The sequence below is a fragment of the Buttiauxella cochleicola genome, assembly GCF_021282435.1.
GTDB classification, from domain to species: Bacteria; Pseudomonadota; Gammaproteobacteria; order Enterobacterales; family Enterobacteriaceae; genus Buttiauxella; species Buttiauxella massiliensis.
In genome coordinates, this window is the sequence record NZ_JAJSOT010000003.1 from 322,841 (window position 1) to 347,166 (window position 24,326).

Below are 24,326 nucleotides of genomic sequence, written 5' to 3' on the forward strand. Positions count from 1 at the left end.
TCCTTACTTAGTACAGAGAGTGGGTGTTGCTTTCGATATGCTCTTTGGTGATTCGACCGAACATTTTCCAGTAACACCAGGTGGTGTAGATAAGAATGATCGGTACAAATACCGCAGCAACATAGGTCATCACATTCAGAGTTAACTGGCTGGATGTTGCATCCCACATGGTGAGGCTAGCGTTCAACATGGTGCTCGAAGGCATCACGAACGGGAACATCGCCACACCGGCAGTCAGAATGACACAAGCCAGAGTCAGTGAGGAGAACACGAATGCCATCGCGCCTTTCTCAAGACGAGACATCAGCACAGTCAACAGTGGCAGAATCACACCCAGAGCAGGGATGAGCCATAGAATCGGCATATTATTGAAGTTCACCATCCAGGCACCAGCCTGACGAGCGACTTCTTTAGTCAGCGGATTCGATGCTGCATGGTGGTTCAGCTCTGAAGTCACAGCGTAACCATCAATGCCGTAAATCACCCAAACACCAGCAAGTGCGAAGCACACCATCATCACCAGCGCTGAAATTTGCGCAGCGGCTTTAGCACGCAGATGCAGTTCACCCACAGTACGCATTTGCAGGTAAGTTGCACCCTGAGCAAGGATCATGGAAACGCTCACGACACCAGCCAACAGGCCAAACGGGTTCAGCAACTGGAAGAAGTTACCGGTGTAGTACAGACGCAGATACTCATCAACGTGGAACGGCACGCCTTGCAGCAAGTTGCCGAACGCCACACCGATAACCAACGGCGGCACAAAACTACCAATGAAAATGCCCCAGTCCCACATGCCACGCCAGCGCATGTCTTCAATCTTCGAACGGTAGTCAAAACCTACCGGACGGAAGAATAATGAAGCCAGTACCAGAATCATTGCCACATAGAAACCAGAGAACGCAGCTGCATAAACCATCGGCCAGGCAGCGAACAATGCGCCACCAGCAGTGATGAGCCATACCTGGTTTCCATCCCAGTGCGGGGCGATGGAGTTCACCATAATGCGGCGTTCAACGTCAGACTTGCCAATGATGCGAGACAACATGCCCACACCCATGTCAAAGCCGTCGGTGACTGCAAAACCAATCAGCAGAATGCCAACCAGCAGCCACCAGATAAAACGCAATACTTCATAATCGATCATTTGACGACTCCTGTCTTAGCGTGCCGGCTGAGAGGTCACATTGGACTGCTCAAAGTGATAGCGACCTGTTTTCAGACTGCTCGGCCCAAGGCGAGCAAATTTGAACATCAGGAACAGTTCCGCCACCATAAACAGCGTGTAAAGGCCGCAAATCAGTACCATGGAGAAGATCAGATCGCCCACGGTCAGAGAGGAGTTAGCAACCGCAGTTGGCAATACCTCACCAACAGCCCATGGTTGACGACCGTATTCGGCAACAAACCAACCAGATTCAATCGCAATCCACGGCAACGGGATACCATAGAGCGCCGCACGCAACAGCCATTTTTTCGAGCCGATTGCATTACGCGTCACAGTCCAGAACGAAGCCGCGATGATGAACAGCATCAGGAAGCCACAGCCAACCATGATACGGAATGCAAAGTACAGCGGAGCTACACGAGGAATAGAATCCTTAGTTGCTTTCTGAATCTGCTCTTCCGTCGCGTCAGAGACGTTCGGGGTATACCGTTTGAGCAACAAACCATAACCCAGGTCTTTCTTGACTGACTCAAAGTTATCGCGAACAGCCTGGTCTTTAGAACCTGCACGTAACTGTTCCAGAAGGCTATAAGCCTTCATACCGTTACGAATACGCTCTTCGTGTTGCACCATCAGGTCTTTCAGACCAATAACTTGCTTATCCACAGAGCGGGTGGCGATGATGCCAAGCGCGTATGGGATCTGAATCGCATAGCTATTTTCCTGCTTGTCCTGGTCCGGGATACCAAACAGCGTAAATGATGCTGGAGCCGGTTGAGTTTCCCACTCAGCTTCAATAGCAGCCAATTTGGTTTTCTGCACGTCACCCATTTCGTAACCGGATTCATCACCCAGCACGATTACAGACAGGATTGCCGCCATACCGAAGCTTGCAGCGATTGCAAAAGAACGCTTCGCAAATGCAACGTCACGGCCTTTAAGCAAGTAGTAAGAGCTCACACCGAGGATGAACATCGCACCACATACGTAACCAGACGCTACGGTGTGAACGAATTTCACCTGCGCAACCGGGTTAAGGACCAGCTCGGAGAAACTGACCATCTCCATACGCATGGTTTCGAAGTTGAAGTCGGAAGCAATCGGGTTCTGCATCCAGCCGTTTGCGACCAGAATCCACAGTGCTGAAAGGTTGGAGCCAAGTGCCACCAGCCAGGTTACCGCCATGTGCTGAACTTTGCCCAGACGATCCCAACCGAAGAAGAACAGACCTACAAAGGTGGATTCAAGGAAGAATGCCATCAGGCCTTCGATGGCCAGTGGGGCACCAAAAATATCACCCACATAGTGTGAATAGTAAGACCAGTTTGTACCGAACTGGAACTCCATGGTTAAACCGGTAGCCACGCCCAAAGCAAAGTTGATACCAAACAACTTGCCCCAGAACTTGGTCATATCTTTATAAATTTGCTTACCTGACAGAACGTACACTGTTTCCATGATGGCCAACAAGAACGCCATACCGAGCGTTAGTGGCACAAAAAGAAAGTGGTACATCGCGGTCAAGGCAAACTGTAAGCGCGACAGTTCGACAATATCCAACATCTTGACTCCTTGCTCTTCGCATGAAGACTTCGACCGTGGCCAACCGTAAGGAAAACCACAACGCATGCCCTAATACAAAAACATTAGCTTCCAGACTTCATCCCTTCGTCATTTTATTTGCATGTAACGAAGAAAGATGAAAGGTTACAAACACGTTAATAAAAACCAAAAATAATCCGCAAATATATTACCCTGCAATTTCCCTACAATAAATAGGTAATTGCTTAGTGTTATTTACGTTTCTCGACAGTGATCAATTTATAGCGAAAATGTCCCTTAACAGCCAGTTTGATCTGCAACAATTTACGCTGTTTTGCATACTACTAGCCAGTTTTAGATATTGATCTGGCGCAATTTATTCCCTGATTGTTAATTTAGTTTCCCACTTAAATTAATAGTAAATTTGATGTTAATGACATGTTTTTAAGATATCACTAAGGTTAATGGGAAAATGATATCCATAAACAAAAACTATTTATTGCAGATAAGTTAAAAAATAAATTCCGAACGTTAACAGCGATGGTTTTTTATCTTCACGCGCTATTTTGATCAGGCTGTTTCTTTTCTTACCTAAAATTAACAATTGATTTACTTTTAATGTTTCATTATTTAACAAGACGCTGTTTTTGATAAGGTTAGTATTCAGTAGTGTAGTTCTTAAAAACATAAACTACTTAAAAACCCCAACCTTAAAAAACGGTAAGATTCCGCTCCGTTAGCCATTACCAGATACGATTCTGACGGCATGTGAGAGCAGAAAGGTTTGGCCCCCCTCCCCTTGCCGATTGTTGTTACAGTGAATTTTCATCCATTGTCACTTTTTGATATTCTACACACCAGTAATCATGCTCCAGTAGCGATGATAGAAGTCGAAGTGAGAGGCTTTCGGCTTTTTAAGCTGCTCAGGCAGCCAAATCACTCAAGGGGCCATAAATGGCTGTTTGGGAAATACTGTCATCGATGACCACAAATTTTGGCCATAAAAAAGGCCGCTCATTGAGCGGCCAACCATGTCGAACAATTATTATTAGTTCTGCTTACTGAGGCAAAATAGCTTTCAGTGCGTCACCGATATCAGCCAGGCTGCGAACGGTTTTCACGCCTGCGGCTTCCAGCGCTGCGAATTTCTCGTCCGCAGTCCCTTTACCACCCGCGATGATGGCGCCAGCGTGGCCCATACGCTTGCCTTTCGGCGCAGTGACACCTGCGATGTAACCAACAACTGGCTTGGTGACATGCTCTTTAATGTACGCGGCTGCTTCTTCTTCAGCGCTACCGCCGATCTCACCGATCATCACGATAGCTTCAGTCTTCGGATCTTCCTGGAACATCTTCAGGATATCGATGAAGTTAGAGCCAGGGATCGGGTCACCGCCGATGCCTACACAAGTAGACTGGCCCAGACCGATATCAGTCGTCTGTTTGACCGCTTCATACGTCAGCGTACCAGAGCGAGAAACGATACCCACTTTGCCTGGCAGATGAATATGACCCGGCATAATGCCGATTTTGCACTCGCCAGGGGTGATAACGCCCGGGCAGTTTGGCCCAATCATGCGCACGCCAGCTTCGTCCAGTTTCACTTTCACAGTCAGCATATCCAGCGTCGGGATGCCTTCGGTGATGGTGATAATCAGCTTAATGCCTGCGTCGATTGCTTCCAGAATGGAGTCTTTGCAGAACGGTGCCGGAACGTAGATTACAGATGCGGTCGCACCAGTTGCTTCTACTGCTTCACGCACAGTGTTAAACACTGGCAGGCCGAGGTGCTCAGTGCCGCCTTTGCCTGGCGTAACACCGCCAACCATTTGCGTACCGTATGCAATCGCCTGCTCGGAGTGGAAAGTCCCCTGGCTGCCGGTAAAGCCCTGGCAAATAACCTTGGTATTTTTATCAATCAAAATGGACATTATTTCCCCTCCACGGCAGCAACAACCTGCTGCGCTGCGTCCGTCAGACTTTTCGCTGCAATAATATTCAGGCCACTATCAGCCAGTTTCTTCGCACCCAGTTCCGCGTTGTTACCTTCCAGACGTACTACCACTGGAACGTTAACACCCACTTCGGCAACCGCACCGATGATACCGTCTGCGATCAGGTCGCAACGCACGATACCGCCGAAGATGTTCACCAGAACCGCTTTCACTTTGTCGTCAGACAGAATGATTTTGAATGCTTCGGTTACGCGTTCTTTCGTTGCGCCGCCACCAACGTCCAGGAAGTTTGCTGGTTCGCCGCCGTGCAGTTTAACGATGTCCATGGTGCCCATTGCCAGGCCCGCACCGTTAACCATGCAACCGATGTTGCCATCCAGGGCAACGTAGTTCAGTTCCCACTGTGCAGCCTGAGATTCACGTGCATCTTCCTGGCTTGGGTCACGCATTTCGCGCAGCTCTGGCTGGCGGAACAGCGCGTTGCCGTCAGCACCCAGTTTGCCATCAAGGCACACCAGGTCACCCTGCTTAGTGATCACCAGCGGGTTGATTTCGATAAGTGCCAGGTCGCGCTCAAGGAAGATGTTCGCCAGACCCATAAAGATCTTGGTGAACTGCTGAACTTGTTTACCTTCCAGACCCAGTTTGAAAGCCAGTTCACGGCCCTGGTAAGGCATTGGGCCTGCCAGCGGATCCAGTGCAACTTTGTGGATCAGGTGCGGGGTTTCTTCCGCAACTTTCTCAATTTCAACGCCACCTTCGGTAGACGCCATAAACACTACGCGACGGGAGCTACGATCAACCACCGCGCCAAGATACAGTTCTTTATCAATGTCAGTCGCAGCTTCAACCAGAATCTGATGAACCGGCTGGCCATTTGCGTCTGTTTGGTAGGTAACCAGGCGTTTGCCCAGCCAGTGCTCAGCAAAAGCACGGATGTCTTCTTTGCTGTTAACCACTTTCACGCCGCCCGCTTTACCGCGGCCACCAGCATGAACCTGACATTTCACCACCCACGGACCTGCACCAATTTTTGATGCCGCTTCTTCCGCTTCACGCGGTGTATTACAGGCGTAACCGACTGGAGCCGGCAGGCCATATCGAGCAAACAACTGTTTCGCCTGATACTCGTGTAAGTTCATGAGTTCTATCATCCTTCAGGGTAATCGTTATAAACCTGTAGGCCGGTGCGCTATTCATGCCAGATGGCGCGCAGCTTTCGGCCTACAGTGCAGGTGATGCTTTAAAACTAAACGTCCAGCAGCAAACGAGTCGGATCTTCGAGCAATTCTTTGATTGCTACCAGATAACCCACTGACTCACGGCCATCGATCAAACGGTGATCGTAAGACAGCGCCAGATACATCATCGGCAGGATCTCAACTTTACCGTCAACCGCCATCGGGCGATCTTTGATAGCGTGCATACCGAGGATCGCGCTCTGCGGCGGGTTGATGATCGGCGTTGACATCAGGGAACCGAACACACCACCGTTGGTGATGGTGAAGTTACCGCCAGTCAAATCTTCAACGGTCAGTTTGCCGTCACGACCCTTCACTGCCAGCTCTTTGATGCGTTTTTCGATGTCAGCCATACCCAGGGTATCAACATCACGCAGTACCGGAGTCACCAGACCACGTGGAGTTGAAACCGCGATGCTAACGTCGAAGTAGTTGTGGTAAACCACGTCTTCGCCATCGATAGAAGCGTTCACTTCTGGATAGCGTTTCAGCGCTTCAACCACCGCTTTGATGTAGAAGGACATAAAGCCCAGACGTACACCGTGGCGTTTTTCGAAAGAGTCACCGTACTGCTTACGCAGATCCATGATTGGCTTCATGTTCACTTCGTTAAACGTGGTGAGCATGGCGGTAGAGTTTTTCGCTTCCAGCAGACGCTCAGCAACGCGTTTGCGCAGGCGAGTCATTGGAACGCGTTTCTCGCTACGGCCAGCAATTGGTGCAACCGGAGCTTTAGTTTCAACAGCCGCTTTAGCTGCCGCAGGTTGAGCCGCTTTCGCCTGGGTCAGATGCTTATCAACATCTTCACGGGTGATACGGCCACCGACGCCGCTGCCTTTAATGGCGTTAGCATCCAGAGAATGCTCTGCAATCAGGCGGCGAATAGCCGGGCTGAGTGCGTCATTGCTCTGCTCTTCCAGAGAAGCCTGCTGGCGCTGTGCCGGGGTAGACTCTTTGCTTTCTGTTTTCGCAGAAGTCTCTTTACCGGCGCTGTTACCTTCACGCAGGCGGCCCAAAATTTGACGAGAAGTTACGGTTGTACCTTCATCTTCCAGTACAGCATCCAGAATACCATCCGCAGACGCCGGTACTTCCAGTACCACTTTGTCAGTTTCGATTTCCACCAGCACTTCGTCACGGGTCACGGTGTCACCCGGTTTTTTATGCCAGGTAGCAACGGTTGCATCGGCAACGGACTCAGGCAGGTCAGGAACTAGAATATCTACGCTACTCATTTTTTATCCTTTAATTAATCGACGTTCAGCGCGTCATTAACCAGATCTTGCTGCTGCTTCTGGTGAACGGACAAGTACCCTACCGCAGGTGATGCGGAGGCTGGGCGACCTGCGTAACGCAGACCTGATCCAAATGGAACTACTTCACGGAAATGGTGCTGGCTGCAGTACCAGGCGCCCTGGTTAAGCGGCTCTTCCTGGCACCAGACAAAATCATGTACGTGAGCAAATGGTTTCAACACTTCCTGCATCGCCTGATGCGGGAATGGATATAACTGTTCGATGCGCACAATTGCCACATCTTTCTGGCCGTTCTTACGACGCTGTTCCAGCAAATCGTAATAAACCTTACCAGAACACATTACCACGCGTTTCACGCCAGCAGGATCCAGCTCGTCAACTTCGCCGATTGCAGGCAAGAAGGTGCCGTTAGCCAGTTCATCCATAGTGGAAACCGCCAGTGGGTGACGCAGTAAAGATTTCGGTGACATAACTACCAGCGGACGGCGCATACCGCGCAGCGCCTGACGACGCAGCATGTGGTAAACCTGTGCTGGAGTCGAAGGCACGCAAACCTGCATGTTCTGTTCCGCACACAGCTGGAGATAACGCTCCAGACGTGCAGAGGAGTGCTCCGGGCCCTGGCCTTCGTAACCGTGTGGCAGCAACATCACCAGGCCACACATACGGCCCCACTTCTGCTCGCCGGAACTGATGAACTGGTCAATCACAACCTGAGCGCCGTTAGCGAAGTCGCCGAACTGGGCTTCCCAGATGGTCAGTGTACGAGGTTCCGCAGTGGCATAACCGTATTCGAACGCCAGCACCGCTTCTTCAGACAGCACGGAGTCCCAGACTTTGAACTCGCCCTGGCTGTTGTGAACGTGTTGCAGCGGTGTGTAAGTCGAACCGTTAGTCTGGTTGTGAATAACGGCGTGACGGTGGAAGAACGTACCACGGCCCACGTCTTCACCGGACAAACGTACAGAAACGCCTTCATCGACCAGTGTGGCGTACGCCAGGTTTTCAGCAGCACCCCAGTCGAATTTCTTCGCGCCATTCGCCATTTCCATACGGTCACTGTAGATTTTCGCTACACGTGACTGCATCTCAACGGTTTCTGGTGCGCTGCTAATACGCTTAGCCAATTCCTGCAAACGCTTCATTTCTACCTTGTTCGGATAGCTCTCATCCCACTCGTGGTTGAGGTATGGCGACCAGGTAAATGAATGCATGTTCATCGGGCGATATTCTTCCACCACACACTCGCCAGCATCCAACGCGTCACGGTAGAGATTCACCATTTCGGTGGCATCTTCAAGCGTTGCCAGTTTTTGCTGCTCCAGACGGTCGGCGTAAATCTTACGCGGCGTTGGGTGTTTCTTGATTTTCTGGTACATCACTGGCTGAGTTGCACTTGGCTCATCAGCTTCGTTGTGACCATGGCGACGGTAGCAAACCAGGTCGATAAACACATCACGCTTAAAGGTGTTACGGAAGTCCAGCGCCAGACGGGTCACAAACGCCACCGCTTCCGGGTCATCCGCATTCACGTGGAAAATCGGTGCCATCACCATCTTACCGATATCGGTACAGTACGGCGTGGAGCGCGCATCCAGAGGGTTGGAGGTGGTGAAACCAATCTGGTTGTTGATGACGATGCGAACGGTACCGCCCACTTCGTAACCACGCGCTTTGGACATGTTCAGCGTTTCCTGAACCACGCCCTGCCCGGCAACCGCTGCGTCACCGTGAATGGTGATTGGCAGAACCTGGTTGCTGCCTGGTTTATCTAAACGATCCAGACGTGCACGCACAGAACCAATTACCACCGGGCTTACAATTTCAAGGTGCGACGGGTTAAACGCCAGCGCCAGGTGAACCAGACCGCCTTCGGTTTCCACGTCAGATGAGAAGCCCATGTGGTACTTCACATCACCAGTGCCGAGATGTTCTTTATGCTTACCGGCGAACTCGTCGAACAGTTCCTGCGGTTTCTTGCCGAGTACGTTGATCAGTACGTTCAGGCGGCCACGGTGTGCCATGCCCAGAACCACTTCACGTGTGCCGCTCTTGCCCGCATGGCGGATCATCTCTTTGAGCATTGGCACCAGTGCATCACCACCTTCCAGCGAGAAGCGTTTCGCGCCTGGGAATTTCGCACCCAGGTAACGCTCAAGGCCTTCTGCTGCGGTCAGCTCGCTCAAGAAGCGTTTCTTTTCTTCAACGGTAAACGTTGAGTGCCCAACCACAGATTCAATGCGCTGCTGAATCCAGCGTTTCTCTTCAGTGTTGGTGATGTGCATATATTCCGCACCGATCGAACCGCCATACGTCTGCTTGAGCGCATCAATCAAGTCAGCAAGCTTCATGGTCTCTTTGCCGCTGGCAAAAGAACCTACATTGAAGGTTTCCTGAAGATCGGCATCAGTCAGATTGTGGAATGCGGGGTCAAGATCTGGAACCGCGTCCTGTTTCCACAAACCAAGTGGATCAAGGTTTGCAGCCTGATGCCCACGGAAACGCCAGGCGTTGATCAGCTGCAACACTTTGACTTGCTTGACGTCGGTGTCAGGGTCGGTGATTGCGGTGGAATAACGTGAGGCATCCTTCGCCAGACGACGGAAATAATCACGTGTTTTGGAATGGAATTGATCCGGTCTGGCCCCGGTTCCAGGTAATTGCTGGAACATTGAGCGCCAGTGCGCATCAACAGAGTCAGGATCGGTTAAGAAGTCTTCATAGAGCTGCTCTATCCAGGACTGGTTTGCACCTGCCAGGTAAGAGGAATCCAGCCAGGCTTTCATTTCGCCGTTCTGCATCGTGATCCCTTAAGCATTTTTATGCTTATTTCGCCGTGAATAACTATTACGTACAAAATACAGAAGTTGTACGCATTACCGGGGTTCACAACTACGAGCCTTTTTCCTTTCCAGGCGACTCGAGAAGGAACCTTTAAAAACTGTCGCAACAGGGCAGTTTTTAAAGGTTTCCTGCAATTTATTTCCCTCTCCCCTTAAGGAGAGGGAACGAAAAGCTAGGCACTCTTTTGCAGCAACATCGACTTAATGTGGCCGATGGCTTTCGTCGGGTTCAATCCCTTAGGACAAACACTGACGCAATTCATAATGCTATGGCAGCGGAATACGCTGAAAGCGTCACTCATACCATCAAGACGGCTTGCAGTTTCTGTATCACGGCTGTCAATCAGGAAGCGATACGCCGCCAGTAACCCTGCCGGGCCGATGAACTTGTCCGGGTTCCACCAGAACGACGGGCAAGAGGTCGAGCAACACGCGCACAGAATGCACTCGTACAAACCATCCAACTTCTCACGCTGCTCGGGAGACTGTAAATGCTCACGAGCCGGTGGATTTTGCCCATTATTCAACAGGTAAGGCTTAATCTTCTCATATTGGGCATAGAATTGCCCCATGTCCACAACCAGATCGCGCACAACCGGTAATCCTGGCAGTGGACGGATGACAATCTTCTGCTTTCCGTTACCCAATGCTGAGATTGGCGTGATACAAGCCAGGCCATTCTTGCCATTCATATTCACACCATCAGAGCCACAAACCCCTTCACGGCACGAGCGACGGAACGACAGCGTTGGGTCTTTTTCTTTCAGTTGCATCAGCGCGTCAAGCAACATCATGTCGCGCCCTTCTTCCCCTTCCAGGGTGTACTCCTGCATACGCGGAGCATCGTCAACATCCGGGTTGTAGCGATAAATAGAGAATTCGAGTTTCATCACTTTGCTCCGCTATTAATAAGAACGCACTTTCGGCGGGAATGCCGGACGCAGTTTCGGCTGCATGTTCACCTCACGGCGCGTCATGCTTTCCGACTCAGGCAGATACAGGCTGTGGCACAGCCAGTTTGCATCGTCACGTTCCGGATAGTCGAAGCGGCTATGCGCGCCACGGCTTTCGGTGCGGAAGTTAGCGGAAACAGCAGTCGCGTAAGCGGTTTCCATCAGGTTATCAAGCTCGAGGCACTCAACACGCTGGGTGTTGAACTCGCTTGAAGTGTCATCCAGACGGGCGTTTTTCAGGCGTTCGCGGATTTGCTTCAGCTGCTCAAGGCCTTTGGCCATCGCATCACCTTCGCGGAATACCGAGAAGTTGTGCTGCATACATTCCTGAAGCGCTTTACGAATTTGTACTGGGTCTTCGCCGTTACGGTTGCCGTTCCAACGGTTCAGGCGCTCAAGTGCTGCATTAATTTCGTCTTCGGTTGCGTCACGCAGCTCGCCCTGTTCTTGGATAGACTCCAGCAGATGCATGCCCGCAGCGCGACCAAACACCACCAAATCCAGCAGCGAGTTGCCGCCCAGGCGGTTGGCACCGTGAACCGATACGCAGGCGATTTCACCTACGGCAAACAGGCCAGGAATCAGAACGTCTTCGCCCTGCTCGTTTACCGTCAGCGCTTGCCCGGTCACTTTGGTCGGAATACCGCCCATCATGTAGTGGCAAGTTGGGATAACTGGAATTGGCTCTTTAATCGGGTCAACATGGGCAAAGGTACGAGACAGCTCAAGAATACCCGGCAGACGGGATTCCAGAACTTCTTTACCTAAGTGATCAAGTTTCAGTTTGGCGTGTGGACCCCATGGGCCATCGCAACCACGACCTTCACGGATTTCAATCATGATGGAGCGGGCAACAACATCGCGTCCAGCAAGGTCTTTAGCGTTTGGCGCATAGCGCTCCATGAAACGCTCGCCATGTTTGTTCAGCAGATAGCCGCCTTCACCACGACAACCTTCAGTGACCAGTACACCCGCGCCAGCAATGCCGGTTGGGTGGAACTGCCACATTTCCATATCTTGTACTGGCACACCTGCACGCAACGCCATGCCAACACCGTCGCCGGTATTAATGTGCGCGTTAGTGGTGGACTGATAAATACGGCCTGCACCGCCGGTTGCCAGAATGGTGGCTTTCGCTTTGAAATAAACCACTTCGCCGGTTTCGATACACAGCGCGGTGGTACCCACCACGGCACCATCAGCATTTTTCACCAGATCAAGCGCATACCATTCGGAGAAGATCGTGGTTTTGTTTTTCAGGTTTTGCTGATAAAGCGTGTGCAGTAATGCGTGACCGGTACGGTCAGCCGCTGCCGCAGTACGTGCCGCTTGCTCGCCGCCGAAGTTTTTCGACTGACCGCCAAACGGACGCTGATAAATAGTGCCATCTTCAAGACGGGAGAACGGCAAACCCATATGCTCCAGTTCCAGAATCGCTTCCGGGCCGGTTTTGCACATATATTCAATGGCGTCCTGGTCACCGATATAGTCGGAACCTTTTACCGTGTCATACATATGCCATTCCCAGTTGTCTTCGTGGGTATTACCCAGCGCTACGGTAATGCCACCCTGCGCAGACACGGTATGGGAACGGGTTGGGAAAACTTTAGATAACAAGGCACAAGTCTGGCCGCCTTGTGAAATTTGCAGTGCGGCGCGCATACCTGCACCACCAGCACCGATCACGACTGCATCAAACTCTCTGACTGGTAAACTCATTACACACCCCACACCACAACGAATCCATAAATGACGTAAACCAGCAGTGCAACAACAATAACAAGTTGCAGGCCAAGACGAATCGCCACTGGTTTAACGTAGTCGGTCAACACCTGCCACATGCCAATCCAGGCATGGATCAAAATTGAGAACAATGTCAGCAGGGTGAACACTTTGGTGAAGGCGGAGCCGAAGAAACCACTCCAGACCTCGTAGGTTAAATCGCCGGTAACAGCGAAGAACCCGATCATATAAATGATGTACAGGGTGATGACGATGGCGGAGGCACGAACCAGAATATAGTCATGCACACCATTGCGACCTAATGCGGAGGCATTACTTACCATACGAGGACTCCTGCGAGAAGTGAAAGCACGACAGTAATAACAAATGAAATCATTGCGGATCGTTTGCCCGCTATCAGGGTTTCTTCCAGCAAACCGGTGTCCATCATGATGTGGCGGATGCCCACAACAACGTGATAAGCCAGTGCTGTGAGGATGCCCCACATAATGAATTTAACAAAGAAGCTACTCATTATTGCTGACGCAACAAGGAAGCCTTCTGGAGACGAGAGTGACTGGCCTAACAACCACAGTAGGATGCCTACAGCCACAAAGGTGATCACGCCGGATACACGATGGAGGATGGAAGCGATTGCAGTGACGGGGAACCTCATCGTTGTGAGATCGAGGTTTACAGGTCTTTGTTTTTTCGCATTTTTTATCATGAATAGCGCCCACATGCTGTTCTTATAGTTTCCTTCCTCCGGATCTGCAGGCGGGGTCAGACAGCGTGAACTTTCTATAACTGTGCGTCATGCAAAAACAGCTACATCCAGATGCCAAAAAGCTGGCTACAACGCTGGGTGGCGCCCGGTGGCAGGGTATTCCGGAGACCTGGCGGCAGTATAGGCGCTTCACAAATTCATTACAATTAACCTACATATAGTTTGAAGGGCTTTTGGTCTGAACAGTGAGCAGGATCACGATAACAACATTATTTTAAATTTTAATCATCTGATTTGACAAAAGTTAAACATTCTTGTTACAAACGATGCCAGAAAAGCCGTATAATTCGCAAAAGTTATAGGGTCAGCCTTTCACCTGAGAATAAGTTATGTAACAGTGTATCGGTATTGACCCAATCAATCAGGACCGTTATTAGTGGTACACAGATTTGAATGATATGGACTGCTAACACCCTGATTTGCTGTTTTTTCACCTGCGTGGCTCGTGTTACCTGCAAGCGCCCATTGCTCTGTACCCTGCGTTACACTGATATCAAAACAGAGCTGAGAGCCAAATAAAAAACTGGTATGCGTCACGTTTGGTTTGAATGTATTTCCTAAATAATTCGAGTGGCATCGAGGCGGCAACGCAGCAAATCCCCAGGAGCTTACGTAAGTAAGTGACTGGGGTGAGCGAGGAAAGCCAACAAAGATGCAACTTGAAGTATGACGGGAATAGGCAAGTCGGGCATCCCCCAGTCTGATGAATAAGGCGCTAAGGAGACCGTAAATGTCTGATAAAAAAGCAACTCTCACCTATAACGGTGATGATGCTCTGGAACTGAATGTGCTAAAAGGCACTCTCGGTCAGGATGTAATTGATATCCGTAGTCTTGGTTCTAAAGGTGTATTTACTTTTGACCCGGGTTTTACCTCTACCGCATCATGCGAATCAAAAATCACCTTTATCGACGGTGATGAAGGCATCTTGCTGCACCGTGGTTTCCCGATAGATCAACTGGCAACACACTCCAATTATCTTGAAGTCTGCTATATCCTGCTGAACGGCGAAAAACCGACCCAGGAACAATACGAAGAATTTAAAACCACCGTCACCCGTCACACCATGATCCACGAACAAATCACACGTTTGTTCCACGGTTTCCGTCGTGACTCCCACCCGATGGCTGTGATGTGTGGTGTGACCGGTGCACTGGCGGCGTTTTATCATGACTCCATGGACGTGAATAACCCACGCCACCGTGAGATTGCCGCGTTCCGACTGTTGTCCAAAATGCCAACCATGGCAGCAATGTGCTACAAATATTCAATAGGGCAACCTTTCGTATATCCACGCAACGACCTGTCTTATGCCGGTAACTTCCTGAACATGATGTTCTCCACGCCGTGCGAGAAATACGAAGTTAACCCAATTCTGGAACGCGCAATGGACCGAATTCTGATCCTGCACGCAGACCACGAGCAAAACGCTTCCACATCAACCGTTCGTACTGCTGGCTCAAGTGGCGCTAACCCATTCGCGTGTATCGCAGCCGGTATCGCATCCCTGTGGGGACCTGCACATGGTGGTGCTAACGAAGCAGCACTGAAGATGCTTGAAGAGATCAGCAGTGTTGAACACATTCCTGAATTCGTTCGTCGTGCGAAAGATAAGAATGACTCTTTCCGCCTGATGGGCTTTGGCCACCGTGTGTACAAAAACTACGACCCGCGTGCCACAGTAATGCGTGAAACCTGCCATGAAGTTCTCAAAGAGCTGAATCTGAAAGATAACAACCTGCTTGAAGTGGCGATGGAACTTGAGCATATCGCGCTTAACGACCCGTACTTCATCGAGAAAAAACTCTACCCGAACGTGGACTTCTACTCAGGCATCATCCTGAAAGCAATGGGTATTCCGTCTTCCATGTTTACCGTTATCTTCGCGATGGCGCGTACTGTTGGCTGGATTGCACACTGGAATGAAATGCACGACGACGGCATTAAAATTGCCCGTCCACGTCAGTTGTATACTGGCTACGAACAGCGTGATTTCAAATCTGATTTGAAAAAATAAGTTCGTTTCTGGAAATTAAAGAACGCGCCGAAAGGCGCGTTTTTTTTGGTCAGCGTTATGCCTGCGGGTTATCCGTCAGATTGGTGATGTCCACGCCCTGCGGTGCCGATGTTTGCGTTTCGGTCTGCGACTGGGTTGTTGGCGTCAGTACGGTGACTTTCGGCGACTGAGTTTCCTGCGTCGTTGCTGGCGCGGCAGGTGTTGTCACTTGCGTCTGTTCAGTCGTGGCAGGTGGTGTAACCTGCGTCTGTTCGACCGTAGCAGGTGGTGTAACCTGCGTCTGTTCGACCGTGGCAGGTGGTGTAACCTGCGTCTGTTCGACCGTGGCAGGTGGTGTAACCTGCGTCTGTTCGACCGTGGCAGGTAGCGCAACCTGCGTTTGTTCAGTCGCGGCAGGCGCTTCAATTTGCTGTTGTATAACCGGAACAGATTCTACCGGAATCGTTTCTGACTTAGGTTTCGGAACCGGAGTTGACGCGCGGACGGTAAATGTCGGTTTACTATTCGCAATGGAATATGTCACGTGGCTGACAACATCGCTCGATGTCGACACTTCGACAGGCGATATGGTTACGCGACCAATTAACGTACGGGCATAGCCGCCGACTGTATGTTTGCCCTCTGGCAGTTGTAGCTCAAGACTCTTACCCGTCCCCAGCGCACCGGCATCCTTGCTATCCACGGTCACGTATATTGTGGTGCCATCGTCGGTTTTCGTTGGGATATGCGTCACGGTCACGCGCGAGGAGCCGAAATCGAAAGCCGACGTCGGATCATCGGTTTTCGATTTTGCGCATCCTGTCAGGACTAAAACGGCTGCCACAGCAGCCAGGGCGAAACGAGAACTCATAGTGCAACGTCTTCCTGTAAGGTTTTTTTGTGATCTGCGTCCCAATATACCCGATTTCTGCCCGGTGAGATAAACGCAATCTTCGCGATTATTTAATACTGGCAACCAGGGCACCAATAAAACGGCCTCGATGAAAGCATCGTTTTCTCGATTACCCCGCCGCAGCGCTCGCACTTCTCCCCTGCCCGATGAAAGACTTTGAAGCTAAAAATCGCCCCGTGATGTCTGTTTTCATCCACATTTCCACGCGTATTGTAGGAATGTCGCGGAATATCCAGCAACGCGCGCGAAAGATTTTCGAGCTGTTCAGCCGTTAAATCCTGCGCTTTATGATGCGCCAGCAACCCCACCGCCCAGAGAATTTCAACGCGCAGATAATTTCCTAATCCGGCGAGAAATGCCTGATCCAGTAACAGCCCGCTGAACTGGCGCTTGCGAAATCTCGTCGACAACAAACGCTCTTTCACCTGCTCCGCGCTGAGAGTGAGATCCAGCACATCCGGGCCAACACGCAGCAAAAACGGGTGATTCGCCAGACCATCAGCGTCGAGCATGTCAATGTCTGAAGCGCTATAGAGCAAAATGGCTTTATCGGCTGTCTGCAATTTCACGCGCAAGACTCGCGTGGTTTCCGGCATTTCCCCGGTGTTAATCACGCGCCACACGCCATAAAGCTGGTTGTGGCTATAAAGGGTTAAACCGCCGGAAAAATGCGTCAACAGAGCTTTGCCGCGCGTTTCGATACGCTCGACTGTCTGGCCGACTAACGCCTGTTCAAACACTTTTAATTCAGGAAAGGCGAACCACGCCGCAGTTAATGGTTTACCTAAAACGGCGGCTTCAAGTTTATCCGCCGCCCGCCTTATTTCTGGACCTTCTGGCATCTCTTTGCCCTTGAAAATTAGTCTTCGTTATTCAGCCGCCAGGCCAGTTGCTCAAGATAGATTTGCTGCTCACGACGCGCTTTCAGGGCTTCTTCCAACGTGCATTGCACGAAATGAACCGGCTCCCCTAAGCGTAATTGCGCAAGATTAAACATGTCAGCTTCGATAACGCAGGCAATTCTTGGATACCCACCGGTCGTCTGCGCATCATTCATAAGCACAATAGGCTGCCCATTATGTGGCACCTGTACTACTCCCGGCAGTAGCCCATGCGACAACAACTCGCGATCGGTAGTGCGCTCAAGCCGCTGCCCCTGCATGCGATAACCCATGCGGTTACTTTGTGGGCTTAACTGCCACGGTAAACGCCAGAATGCATCTTGCGAAGTGTGTGTAAACTCCTGATATTCCGGGCCGGCCAGCGCACGAATGCGGTTCCCCCACCAGAGTTGCTTTACACCGCGCGACTCCCGGAACCGTCGAGTTGCCGGTAATAGCGGTATTTCATCGCCATCTTTGAGCAAACGCCCTTCGATGCCGCCAATTTGCGCTTTAAGATCGGTACTATAAGAACCCAGGATTTCCGGGACATCCAACCCACCGGCAACAGCAAGATAGCTACGCATCCCTCGTTCAGGCACTTTTAGCCTTAATTGCTGGCCCGCTTTCACCGGTAGCCGCCAGCCAGTCCAGACTGTACGCCCATCCAATTCAGCGTGACTTCCTGCACCAGTCAATGCAAACCAGCCATCGTTGGTGAACTCAACAACGCAATGGCCTAGCGTGATTTCCAGCGCGGCACTATCGGGTGCATTACCCACCAGCAAATTAGCAATTTTCAACGCTGGAGTATCAAGAGCACCACAGCGGCTAACGCCCAACTGCCGATAACCAAAACGCCCTGCGTCTTGTATCGACATATGCATTCCAGCACGGATTATTTTCAGCACACGCCCTCCTTTTGAGGCACAAAGCGGACGGTATCTCCCGGAGCCAGTAGTGTTGGCACGTCATCAGCCGGATTGAAGAGTCTCACGGGCGTCTGGCCGATAAGCTGCCAGCCACCAGGCGTTGCCAGCGGATAAATACCTGTCTGGCTGCCGCCAATACCTACTGAGCCTGCAGGAACCATCAGGCGTGGCTCAGCTCGACGCGGCATAGAAAGAGTTGGAGCAAGGCCTGCAAGATAGGCAAAGCCAGGTTGAAAACCGAGAAAATAGACAATGTAATCAACGGATGAGTGCAGCTCCACAACCTGGCTTGCCGATAAGCCGCAATGCCCTGCGACTTCGGCTAAATCAGGGCCAAAACTGCCACCATAAATGACCGGAATTTCAATGCGGCGGGATTCAACCACCATGGCCTCGCTCTCTTCCCACCAGCGCTGGAGCCGCTCAATACCATCCAGCGCCAGGCTTTGCGGTTCACGTAGCACCACAGTGATGTTGTTCATCCCAGGAATAACTTCTGAAACAGCGGGAGATTCCAGTAGACGCTGGGTTAATCCCCAGATTCGTTGCTGGCTTTCCAGCGATAAAGGTGGTTCCAATTCAAGAACTACTGCACTTTCGCCTAACAGATAACACCGCGCTCTTTGCACTTTTACTCCTCAGTCTGACGTTATGCCGGGTTCGGAATATCGATAAAGGTTACTTCCAAATCTGTCTCACTATTCAGCCAATCACTTAATGCCTGAATACCGCCGCGCTCGGTGGCGTGATGCCCGGCCGCATAGAAATGTAGACCTTGTTCACGTGCAGAATGAATCGTCTGCTCTGAAACTTCACCAGTAATAAACGCATCAACGCCGAAACGAGCCGCGCTATCAATAAAACTTTGCCCGCCGCCCGTACACCAGGCGACACGGCGAATTTGTTCAGGACCAGTATCACCGCTCCAAAGCGGTGTACGACCAAGGCGCATCTCAATCCACGAAGCCAGCTCTACCCCCGAAAGCGGAGTTGGAAACTCCCCCCACGGCACCAGCGGCTCAACTTCTCCTTTGGTTTCAATCCCCAGCAACGCTCCAAGCTGCGCGTTATTACCGAGCTGTGGATGCGCATCAAGCGGTAAATGCCAGCCGTATAAATTGATGTCATTGCTGAGCAGCGCTTTCAGGCGATTGCGTTTCATCCCACGAATCACCGGCGACTCACCTTTCCAGAAATACCCGTGGTGAACAATCACCGCATCGGCCTGTTGGCGCACCGCTTCGTCAATCAGCGCCTGGCTTGCTGTCACACCGGTAACGATTTTGCGGACTTCTTCACGCCCTTCGACCTGCAAACCATTCGGCGCGTAATCGCTGATAGCAGCGCTGTTGAGTTTTTCGTTAATCAGGCGTTCCAGTTCGCTATTTTTCATTATCTTTCTCTTCAGATTTACGGGCCGCTTCATAAGCGGCGAGTGTCGCGATACGTGCTTGTTTATGGTCGACAATCGGGCGCGGATAGTCCAGTTCCAATTGTTGTTTGTCCGCCCAGACCCAAGGGGTATGGATGTATTTATCAGGTATATCACTCAATTCTGGCAGCCACTGGTGGATAAATTCACCTTTTCCATCGAATCGCTCGCCCTGGGTGGTTGGGTTAAAGATTCTAAAATAAGGTGCTGCATCAGTGCCGGTCGAGGCCGCCCATTGCCAGCCGCCATTGTTAGCAGCCAGGTCACCATCAATCAGTTGTGACATAAAGTAGCGTTCGCCGCATCGCCAGTCGATAAGCAGATCTTTTACCAGAAAACTGGCGACAACCATACGCAAGCGGTTGTGCATCCAGCCCGTGGTATTCAGTTGGCGCATTGCGGCATCGACAATCGGGAACCCCGTTTTCCCTTGCTGCCACGCGTCCAACAGCATTTCATCTTGTTGCCAGCACAGGTTGTCTGTCCATAGGATAAACGGCTGATGGCGGCAAAGTTTCGGATACGCCACCAGCAAATGACGATAGAACTCGCGCCAGATCAGCTCGTTTAACCACACGCTCCCGCTCCCACCGTCCAGTACCTGCGGATGTTCTTTCAATAATCGGTGCAAACACTGGCGCGGCGAAAGCACGCCAAGCGCCAGATACGGCGACAAACGGCTGGTGCCTTCGATAGCAGGGAAATCACGCTGTTCGGGATAAAGTGCCGCAGGATGCTGGCAAAACTCACGTAATTTCGCAATAGCGGCCCGCTCGCCGATGGGAAACAGTGAGGAGTCGATTTCCGCACATGGATAATCAAACGGCTCTGTTGGCGTCACTGAAAGCGCCTCACCACGCGGTCGCGGAGCCACAACGCATTCGGGCAACCCTTCGCGCAGCCTTTTAATAAACGCTTTGCTGAACGGGGTGAACACTTTGTACATCTCGTGATTGCCAGTCATGAGGCTTCCGGGCGCCAGCAAAACGCTGTCATCAAAACCCTGGCAAATCACTTTTTTACCGAGGCCACGTTCAACCGCCAGATCGCGCTGGCGCTCATTCAGCTCGTATTGATAGTTGTAAAACAGTGCGTCGATATTTTCGCTTTCACAAAACTGCGCAAGGCACTCTATCGAAGCGGTAAAATCAGGCACTTGCCTGATACAAAGTTCGATGCCACGCTCCGCAAGTGACGCTTGTAACGCATTTAAATGACCATGAAGAAACTGCGCCTGGCGTGGCGCCATATCATGTTGTCGCCATTGTTCAGGTGTGGCAATAAACAGCCCCATCACGCGAGCGCCAGGGTCACGGCAGGCTGCCGCCAGCGCCAGATTGTCATTAATGCGTAAATCATTACGAAACCAGACCAGATGCGTGGCCATACAACTCCATTTTTATTTGCCGAAGCTAAAAGTGTACTTAAGTGTAGCAATTCATTGAAATAAAAAAGGCTACCGCGAAAGGTAGCCTTTTCATTTCATGCCAATACGGCTTACATCATCGGTGTTGCCATGCGCACCAGCGTAATCAGCGGCTGCGGGTAAACACCAAGCAACAACACCAGCACGGCGGAGATCAGAACCACTACACCGCCAGCTGTAAACGCCCAGTTAGTTGGCGCATCACGGCCTGGCTGTTGCGGTGCGTTCAGGTACAAGCTCACCGTCACACGCAGGTAGTAGTACAAACCAATCGCACTGCCCAGCACCACAGCACCAGTCAACCACCACAGGTGAGACTGCACACCTACCGCAATGATGTAGAACTTACCGATGAAGCCCAGCGTCATTGGAATACCAGCAAGCGACAACATCATCACCGTCATGACCGCAGACAAAATTGGCTTGTGCCAGAACAGACCACGGTAGGAGTACAGCGAGTCTGCATCCGGGCCACGGTACGGGCTGGACATCAGGCTCACCACGCCGAATGCGCCGAGGCTGCTGAACAGATAACCTGCCAGATACACGCCGACCGCTTCCATCGACATGTTGCCGCTTTGCAGTGCAATCAACGCCACCATCAAATAACCAAGGTGTGAGATAGACGAGTAACCAAGCAGACGCTTGATATTGGTCTGGCTCAGCGCCATCAGGTTACCGAAGATAATGGAGACAAAGGCGATAATCCCCAGTACCACACGGACTGCTTCGCTATCGCCAACTGGCGCGTAGAGGAACAGACGCATCACCACACCAAAGATGGCGATTTTGCTGGCGGTAGCCAGGAAAGTGGAAACAGGGGCCGGTGCGCCCTGGTAAACATCAGGTGTCCACAAGTGGAATGGAACCAGTGACAGTTTAAAGCCAAGGCCAACAATCATCAGCCCCAAACCCGCAAGCAGCAGAGGCTCATGCAGCATGTTGTCTGCCAGGCTCTTACCGAGGCTAACAAACGACAGGTCGCCAGATTCCGCATACACCAGCGCCATACCGAACAGCAGGAATGAAGACGCTGCAGCAGACAAAATAGTGTATTTGATACTCGCTTCAAGCGACCTTTTCTGGCGGAAGGCGTAGCCAATCAAACCGAATAACGGCAGCGAGATCAGCTCAATACCCAGGAACAATGCTGCCAGGTGATTGGCGTTTGCCAGCAGAATACCGCCCAGTGCTGCAATCAACACCAGTAGGTAAAACTCTTCGCGGTTGTCGGTGTAACCCTGAAGCCACGGGTAAGCAAACGTACAAGTGGCAAGGCTCGCTAGCAGAACCAGTCCTGTGTAGAGCATCGCATAGCCGTCAACGCGCATCAGCGGCGTGACATCCATCGCGCCAGCCTGACCCACAAACCACAGTGAAACGAGTGCGGCGTTAAGGCCAATTACTGCCAGTGTTGCATTGACAAAATGGTCGCGTCGCCACGCTATGGAGAGCATCACAACCACCACCGTCAATCCGACGACGAGCAGCGGTAGCAGCGCGATCAATTGTTGAGGAGTTATAGTCATGGCGAATTACGGCCTTGTAGTTGGAATTGAACTGGTAAACCACTGCTGAATATTGCTCATCGCGGCATGCGAAGTATCCAGAATTGGCTGCGGGTAGAAGCCCAACAGGACTAACAACACCACCAGCAACAGGATGATAAAGAACTCACGCAGCGACATGCCTGCCAGTTGTTTATCACTGATTTCGCTTTTCGCTTTCCCGAAGTAAGCACGATGAATCATCGCCAGAGAATAAACTGAGGCAAAGACCAGACCGAAGGTCGAGATAATGGTAATCATTGGCACGACATGGTAGCTGCCGAACAGAATCATGAATTCGCCAACGAAGTTACCGGTGCCTGGCATACCCAGCGTTGCCACTGCAAAGAATAACGACAGACCTGGCAGCCATTTGATTTTATTCCACAGACCGCCCATCAGACGCATGTCACGAGTGTGCAAACGCTCGTAAATCTGACCACAGATGATGAACATACCGGCCGCAGAAAGGCCGTGAGCAATCATCTGAATCACCGCACCCTGATAAGCCAGTTGGCTGCCGGTATAAATGGCAATCAACACGAAGCCCATGTGGGAAACGGAAGTGTAAGCAATCAGACGTTTGATATCGGTTTGTGCGAAGGCCATCCACGCGCCGTAGAAGATACCAATGACACCCAGCCACATGGCAATCGGTGCAAATTCAGCAGACGCTTCCGGGAACAGTGGCAGTGCAAAACGCAACAGACCGTAGGCTGCGGTTTTCAGCAAGATACCTGCGAGGTCAACAGAACCTGCCGTTGGTGCCTGGGAGTGCGCATCCGGCAGCCAACCGTGCAATGGAACCACTGGCATTTTCACCGCAAACGCAATGAAGAAGCCCAACATCAGCAACCATTGAACGCTGCTGGACATTTCAGTGTGCAGCAATTGCTCGTAGTTAAACGTCCACACACCGGTTGAGTTGTAATGCACGAACACCAAGCCAAGAATCGCAATCAACATCACCAGGCCGCTTGCCTGGGTATAGATGAAGAATTTGGTTGCAGCGGTGATACGCGTCTTCCCGTCGGAGGCTTTGTGGCCCCACAGTGCGATCAGGAAGTACATCGGCACCAACATCATTTCCCAGAAGAAGAAGAACAGGAACATGTCGATGGCAAGGAACACGCCGATAACGCCACCGAGGATCCACATCAGGTTGAGGTGGAAGAAGCCCTGATATTTTTCGATTTCATTCCAGGAACAGAGTACCGCCAGCACACCGAGCAGACCGGTGAGCACTACCATCAGTAAAGATAAGCCGTCCAGCGCAAGGTGGATGGTTATCCCAAAGCGTGGGATCCACGGCAGGATAAATTCAGACTGCCACTGCGGCAAACCGGCGGATTGCGTCAGTGAATAGCCACCGGCTAACCACAGTTGCAGCGAGAGAGCCAGTGTCAGTCCCATCGTTACCAGCGCAATCCAACGTGGCACTTTTACGCCGAAGCGTTCAGTCTGCCAGCAGAAGAAGCCGCCAATGAAGGGAATCAATATCAGCCAGGGTAATAACATAGCTCAGTATGTTCCTTATCTTTGCTCCTGCTCAGGCTATCTTGCTCGCCATACTGAACCCCGGCTGTGCTCGCAATCCTCACGTACTTGAGTACGCTCCGGTTGCTACGCGCAGGCGGTGTCCAGTCTGGTTTCGCCGATGACGCCTGTCCTTCAGGAACAGTTACTTAAAATTCATTTTTCTTGTGAAACGATCTTCACTCAAAAATCACAA

General features: G+C 51.3%; 20 protein-coding genes. 2 read left to right on the forward strand and 18 right to left on the reverse strand.

Annotated elements, in window-relative coordinates; all coding sequences use genetic code 11:
* Window positions 1-7: 7 nt before the first annotated feature.
* The 10 genes from cydB to sdhC all read right to left on the reverse strand — a co-directional run bounded on the left by cydB (window position 8) and on the right by sdhC (window position 13,422).
* Complete coding sequence (gene cydB, locus LVQ77_RS10410; RefSeq protein WP_232904395.1) at window positions 8-1,147, reverse strand: cytochrome d ubiquinol oxidase subunit II; 1,140 nt, start codon at window positions 1,145-1,147, stop codon at window positions 8-10.
* Between the two features lie 15 nt (window positions 1,148-1,162).
* Window positions 1,163-2,731 carry a cytochrome ubiquinol oxidase subunit I gene (gene cydA, locus LVQ77_RS10415; RefSeq protein WP_151995325.1) on the reverse strand — a complete coding sequence of 523 codons (1,569 nt, stop codon included), beginning with the start codon at window positions 2,729-2,731 and terminating at the stop codon, window positions 1,163-1,165.
* Between the two features lie 1,037 nt (window positions 2,732-3,768).
* On the reverse strand, window positions 3,769-4,641 hold the full coding sequence (gene sucD, locus LVQ77_RS10420) for a succinate--CoA ligase subunit alpha (RefSeq protein WP_034458762.1): 873 nt from the start codon (window positions 4,639-4,641) through the stop codon (window positions 3,769-3,771).
* A complete protein-coding gene (sucC, locus tag LVQ77_RS10425) occupies window positions 4,641-5,807 on the reverse strand; it encodes an ADP-forming succinate--CoA ligase subunit beta (RefSeq protein ID WP_034458764.1) in 1,167 nt (388 codons plus the stop codon). The genes sucD and sucC overlap by 1 nt, the downstream gene beginning before the upstream one ends.
* Before the next feature lie 107 nt (window positions 5,808-5,914).
* Window positions 5,915-7,141, reverse strand: coding sequence for a 2-oxoglutarate dehydrogenase complex dihydrolipoyllysine-residue succinyltransferase (gene odhB, locus LVQ77_RS10430; RefSeq protein WP_232904396.1), 1,227 nt, complete (start codon window positions 7,139-7,141; stop codon window positions 5,915-5,917).
* A 14-nt stretch (window positions 7,142-7,155) separates the two neighbouring features.
* Window positions 7,156-9,963 (reverse strand): 2-oxoglutarate dehydrogenase E1 component, encoded by a 2,808-nt coding sequence (gene sucA, locus LVQ77_RS10435; RefSeq protein ID WP_151995323.1) that lies wholly within the window; start codon window positions 9,961-9,963, stop codon window positions 7,156-7,158.
* Window positions 9,964-10,178: 215 nt separating this feature from the next.
* On the reverse strand, window positions 10,179-10,895 hold the full coding sequence (locus LVQ77_RS10440) for a succinate dehydrogenase iron-sulfur subunit (protein ID WP_034458770.1): 717 nt from the start codon (window positions 10,893-10,895) through the stop codon (window positions 10,179-10,181).
* 15 nt (window positions 10,896-10,910) lie between these two features.
* Window positions 10,911-12,677 carry a succinate dehydrogenase flavoprotein subunit gene (gene sdhA, locus LVQ77_RS10445; RefSeq protein WP_120066214.1) on the reverse strand — a complete coding sequence of 589 codons (1,767 nt, stop codon included), beginning with the start codon at window positions 12,675-12,677 and terminating at the stop codon, window positions 10,911-10,913.
* On the reverse strand, window positions 12,677-13,024 hold the full coding sequence (gene sdhD, locus LVQ77_RS10450; protein ID WP_034458774.1) for a succinate dehydrogenase membrane anchor subunit: 348 nt from the start codon (window positions 13,022-13,024) through the stop codon (window positions 12,677-12,679). The genes sdhA and sdhD overlap by 1 nt, the downstream gene beginning before the upstream one ends.
* Complete coding sequence (gene sdhC, locus LVQ77_RS10455) at window positions 13,018-13,422, reverse strand: succinate dehydrogenase cytochrome b556 subunit (protein ID WP_064512637.1); 405 nt, start codon at window positions 13,420-13,422, stop codon at window positions 13,018-13,020. The genes sdhD and sdhC overlap by 7 nt, the downstream gene beginning before the upstream one ends.
* Window positions 13,423-13,701: 279 nt before the next feature.
* On the opposite strand from sdhC, the gene LVQ77_RS22470 reads away from it, so the two are divergent.
* Both LVQ77_RS22470 and LVQ77_RS10460 read left to right on the forward strand, forming a co-directional pair.
* Window positions 13,702-13,860: a hypothetical protein gene (locus LVQ77_RS22470; protein ID WP_502258295.1), complete on the forward strand. Its 159-nt coding sequence runs from the start codon at window positions 13,702-13,704 to the stop codon at window positions 13,858-13,860.
* Between the two features lie 337 nt (window positions 13,861-14,197).
* A complete protein-coding gene (locus tag LVQ77_RS10460; RefSeq protein WP_064512639.1) occupies window positions 14,198-15,484 on the forward strand; it encodes a citrate synthase in 1,287 nt (428 codons plus the stop codon).
* Window positions 15,485-15,539: 55 nt separating this feature from the next.
* Here LVQ77_RS10460 and LVQ77_RS10465 read toward each other — a convergent pair whose 3' ends face one another.
* The 8 genes from LVQ77_RS10465 to nuoM all read right to left on the reverse strand — a co-directional run bounded on the left by LVQ77_RS10465 (window position 15,540) and on the right by nuoM (window position 24,112).
* Window positions 15,540-16,334: a hypothetical protein gene (locus LVQ77_RS10465; RefSeq protein ID WP_232904397.1), complete on the reverse strand. Its 795-nt coding sequence runs from the start codon at window positions 16,332-16,334 to the stop codon at window positions 15,540-15,542.
* A 92-nt stretch (window positions 16,335-16,426) separates the two neighbouring features.
* Complete coding sequence (gene nei / locus LVQ77_RS10470; protein WP_232867021.1) at window positions 16,427-17,218, reverse strand: endonuclease VIII; 792 nt, start codon at window positions 17,216-17,218, stop codon at window positions 16,427-16,429.
* Between the two features lie 17 nt (window positions 17,219-17,235).
* Window positions 17,236-18,168, reverse strand: coding sequence for a 5-oxoprolinase subunit PxpC (gene pxpC, locus LVQ77_RS10475; protein ID WP_232904398.1), 933 nt, complete (start codon window positions 18,166-18,168; stop codon window positions 17,236-17,238).
* A complete protein-coding gene (gene pxpB, locus LVQ77_RS10480; RefSeq protein ID WP_232904399.1) occupies window positions 18,162-18,818 on the reverse strand; it encodes a 5-oxoprolinase subunit PxpB in 657 nt (218 codons plus the stop codon). The genes pxpC and pxpB overlap by 7 nt, the downstream gene beginning before the upstream one ends.
* A gap of 20 nt (window positions 18,819-18,838) precedes the next feature.
* Window positions 18,839-19,582 carry a type 2 GTP cyclohydrolase I gene (locus LVQ77_RS10485; RefSeq protein ID WP_232867015.1) on the reverse strand — a complete coding sequence of 248 codons (744 nt, stop codon included), beginning with the start codon at window positions 19,580-19,582 and terminating at the stop codon, window positions 18,839-18,841.
* A complete protein-coding gene (phrB, locus tag LVQ77_RS10490) occupies window positions 19,572-21,008 on the reverse strand; it encodes a deoxyribodipyrimidine photo-lyase (RefSeq protein WP_232904400.1) in 1,437 nt (478 codons plus the stop codon). Before phrB ends, LVQ77_RS10485 begins: the two co-directional genes overlap by 11 nt.
* A gap of 110 nt (window positions 21,009-21,118) precedes the next feature.
* Window positions 21,119-22,576, reverse strand: a complete 1,458-nt coding sequence (gene nuoN, locus LVQ77_RS10495) for an NADH-quinone oxidoreductase subunit NuoN (RefSeq protein ID WP_232904401.1) — start codon at window positions 22,574-22,576, stop codon at window positions 21,119-21,121.
* A 6-nt stretch (window positions 22,577-22,582) separates the two neighbouring features.
* Window positions 22,583-24,112, reverse strand: a complete 1,530-nt coding sequence (gene nuoM / locus LVQ77_RS10500) for an NADH-quinone oxidoreductase subunit M (RefSeq protein WP_064512657.1) — start codon at window positions 24,110-24,112, stop codon at window positions 22,583-22,585.
* Window positions 24,113-24,326 lie beyond the last annotated feature (214 nt).

What these genes read in the sequence shown, in the direction of transcription:
- nuoN (WP_232904401.1), bottom strand. Translation starts at nt 22,576, where the DNA reads ATGACTATAACTCCTCAACAATTGATCGCGCTGCTACCGCTGCTCGTC.
- sucA (WP_151995323.1), bottom strand. Translation starts at nt 9,963, where the DNA reads ATGCAGAACGGCGAAATGAAAGCCTGGCTGGATTCCTCTTACCTGGCA.
- cydA (WP_151995325.1), bottom strand. Translation starts at nt 2,731, where the DNA reads ATGTTGGATATTGTCGAACTGTCGCGCTTACAGTTTGCCTTGACCGCG.
- LVQ77_RS10440 (WP_034458770.1), bottom strand. Translation starts at nt 10,895, where the DNA reads ATGAAACTCGAATTCTCTATTTATCGCTACAACCCGGATGTTGACGAT.
- sdhD (WP_034458774.1), bottom strand. Translation starts at nt 13,024, where the DNA reads ATGGTAAGTAATGCCTCCGCATTAGGTCGCAATGGTGTGCATGACTAT.
- sdhC (WP_064512637.1), bottom strand. Translation starts at nt 13,422, where the DNA reads ATGTGGGCGCTATTCATGATAAAAAATGCGAAAAAACAAAGACCTGTA.
- nuoM (WP_064512657.1), bottom strand. Translation starts at nt 24,112, where the DNA reads ATGTTATTACCCTGGCTGATATTGATTCCCTTCATTGGCGGCTTCTTC.
- phrB (WP_232904400.1), bottom strand. Translation starts at nt 21,008, where the DNA reads ATGGCCACGCATCTGGTCTGGTTTCGTAATGATTTACGCATTAATGAC.
- LVQ77_RS10460 (WP_064512639.1), top strand. Translation starts at nt 14,198, where the DNA reads ATGTCTGATAAAAAAGCAACTCTCACCTATAACGGTGATGATGCTCTG.
- sdhA (WP_120066214.1), bottom strand. Translation starts at nt 12,677, where the DNA reads ATGAGTTTACCAGTCAGAGAGTTTGATGCAGTCGTGATCGGTGCTGGT.
- LVQ77_RS10485 (WP_232867015.1), bottom strand. Translation starts at nt 19,582, where the DNA reads ATGAAAAATAGCGAACTGGAACGCCTGATTAACGAAAAACTCAACAGC.
- nei (WP_232867021.1), bottom strand. Translation starts at nt 17,218, where the DNA reads ATGCCAGAAGGTCCAGAAATAAGGCGGGCGGCGGATAAACTTGAAGCC.
- LVQ77_RS10465 (WP_232904397.1), bottom strand. Translation starts at nt 16,334, where the DNA reads ATGAGTTCTCGTTTCGCCCTGGCTGCTGTGGCAGCCGTTTTAGTCCTG.
- sucD (WP_034458762.1), bottom strand. Translation starts at nt 4,641, where the DNA reads ATGTCCATTTTGATTGATAAAAATACCAAGGTTATTTGCCAGGGCTTT.
- odhB (WP_232904396.1), bottom strand. Translation starts at nt 7,141, where the DNA reads ATGAGTAGCGTAGATATTCTAGTTCCTGACCTGCCTGAGTCCGTTGCC.
- cydB (WP_232904395.1), bottom strand. Translation starts at nt 1,147, where the DNA reads ATGATCGATTATGAAGTATTGCGTTTTATCTGGTGGCTGCTGGTTGGC.
- sucC (WP_034458764.1), bottom strand. Translation starts at nt 5,807, where the DNA reads ATGAACTTACACGAGTATCAGGCGAAACAGTTGTTTGCTCGATATGGC.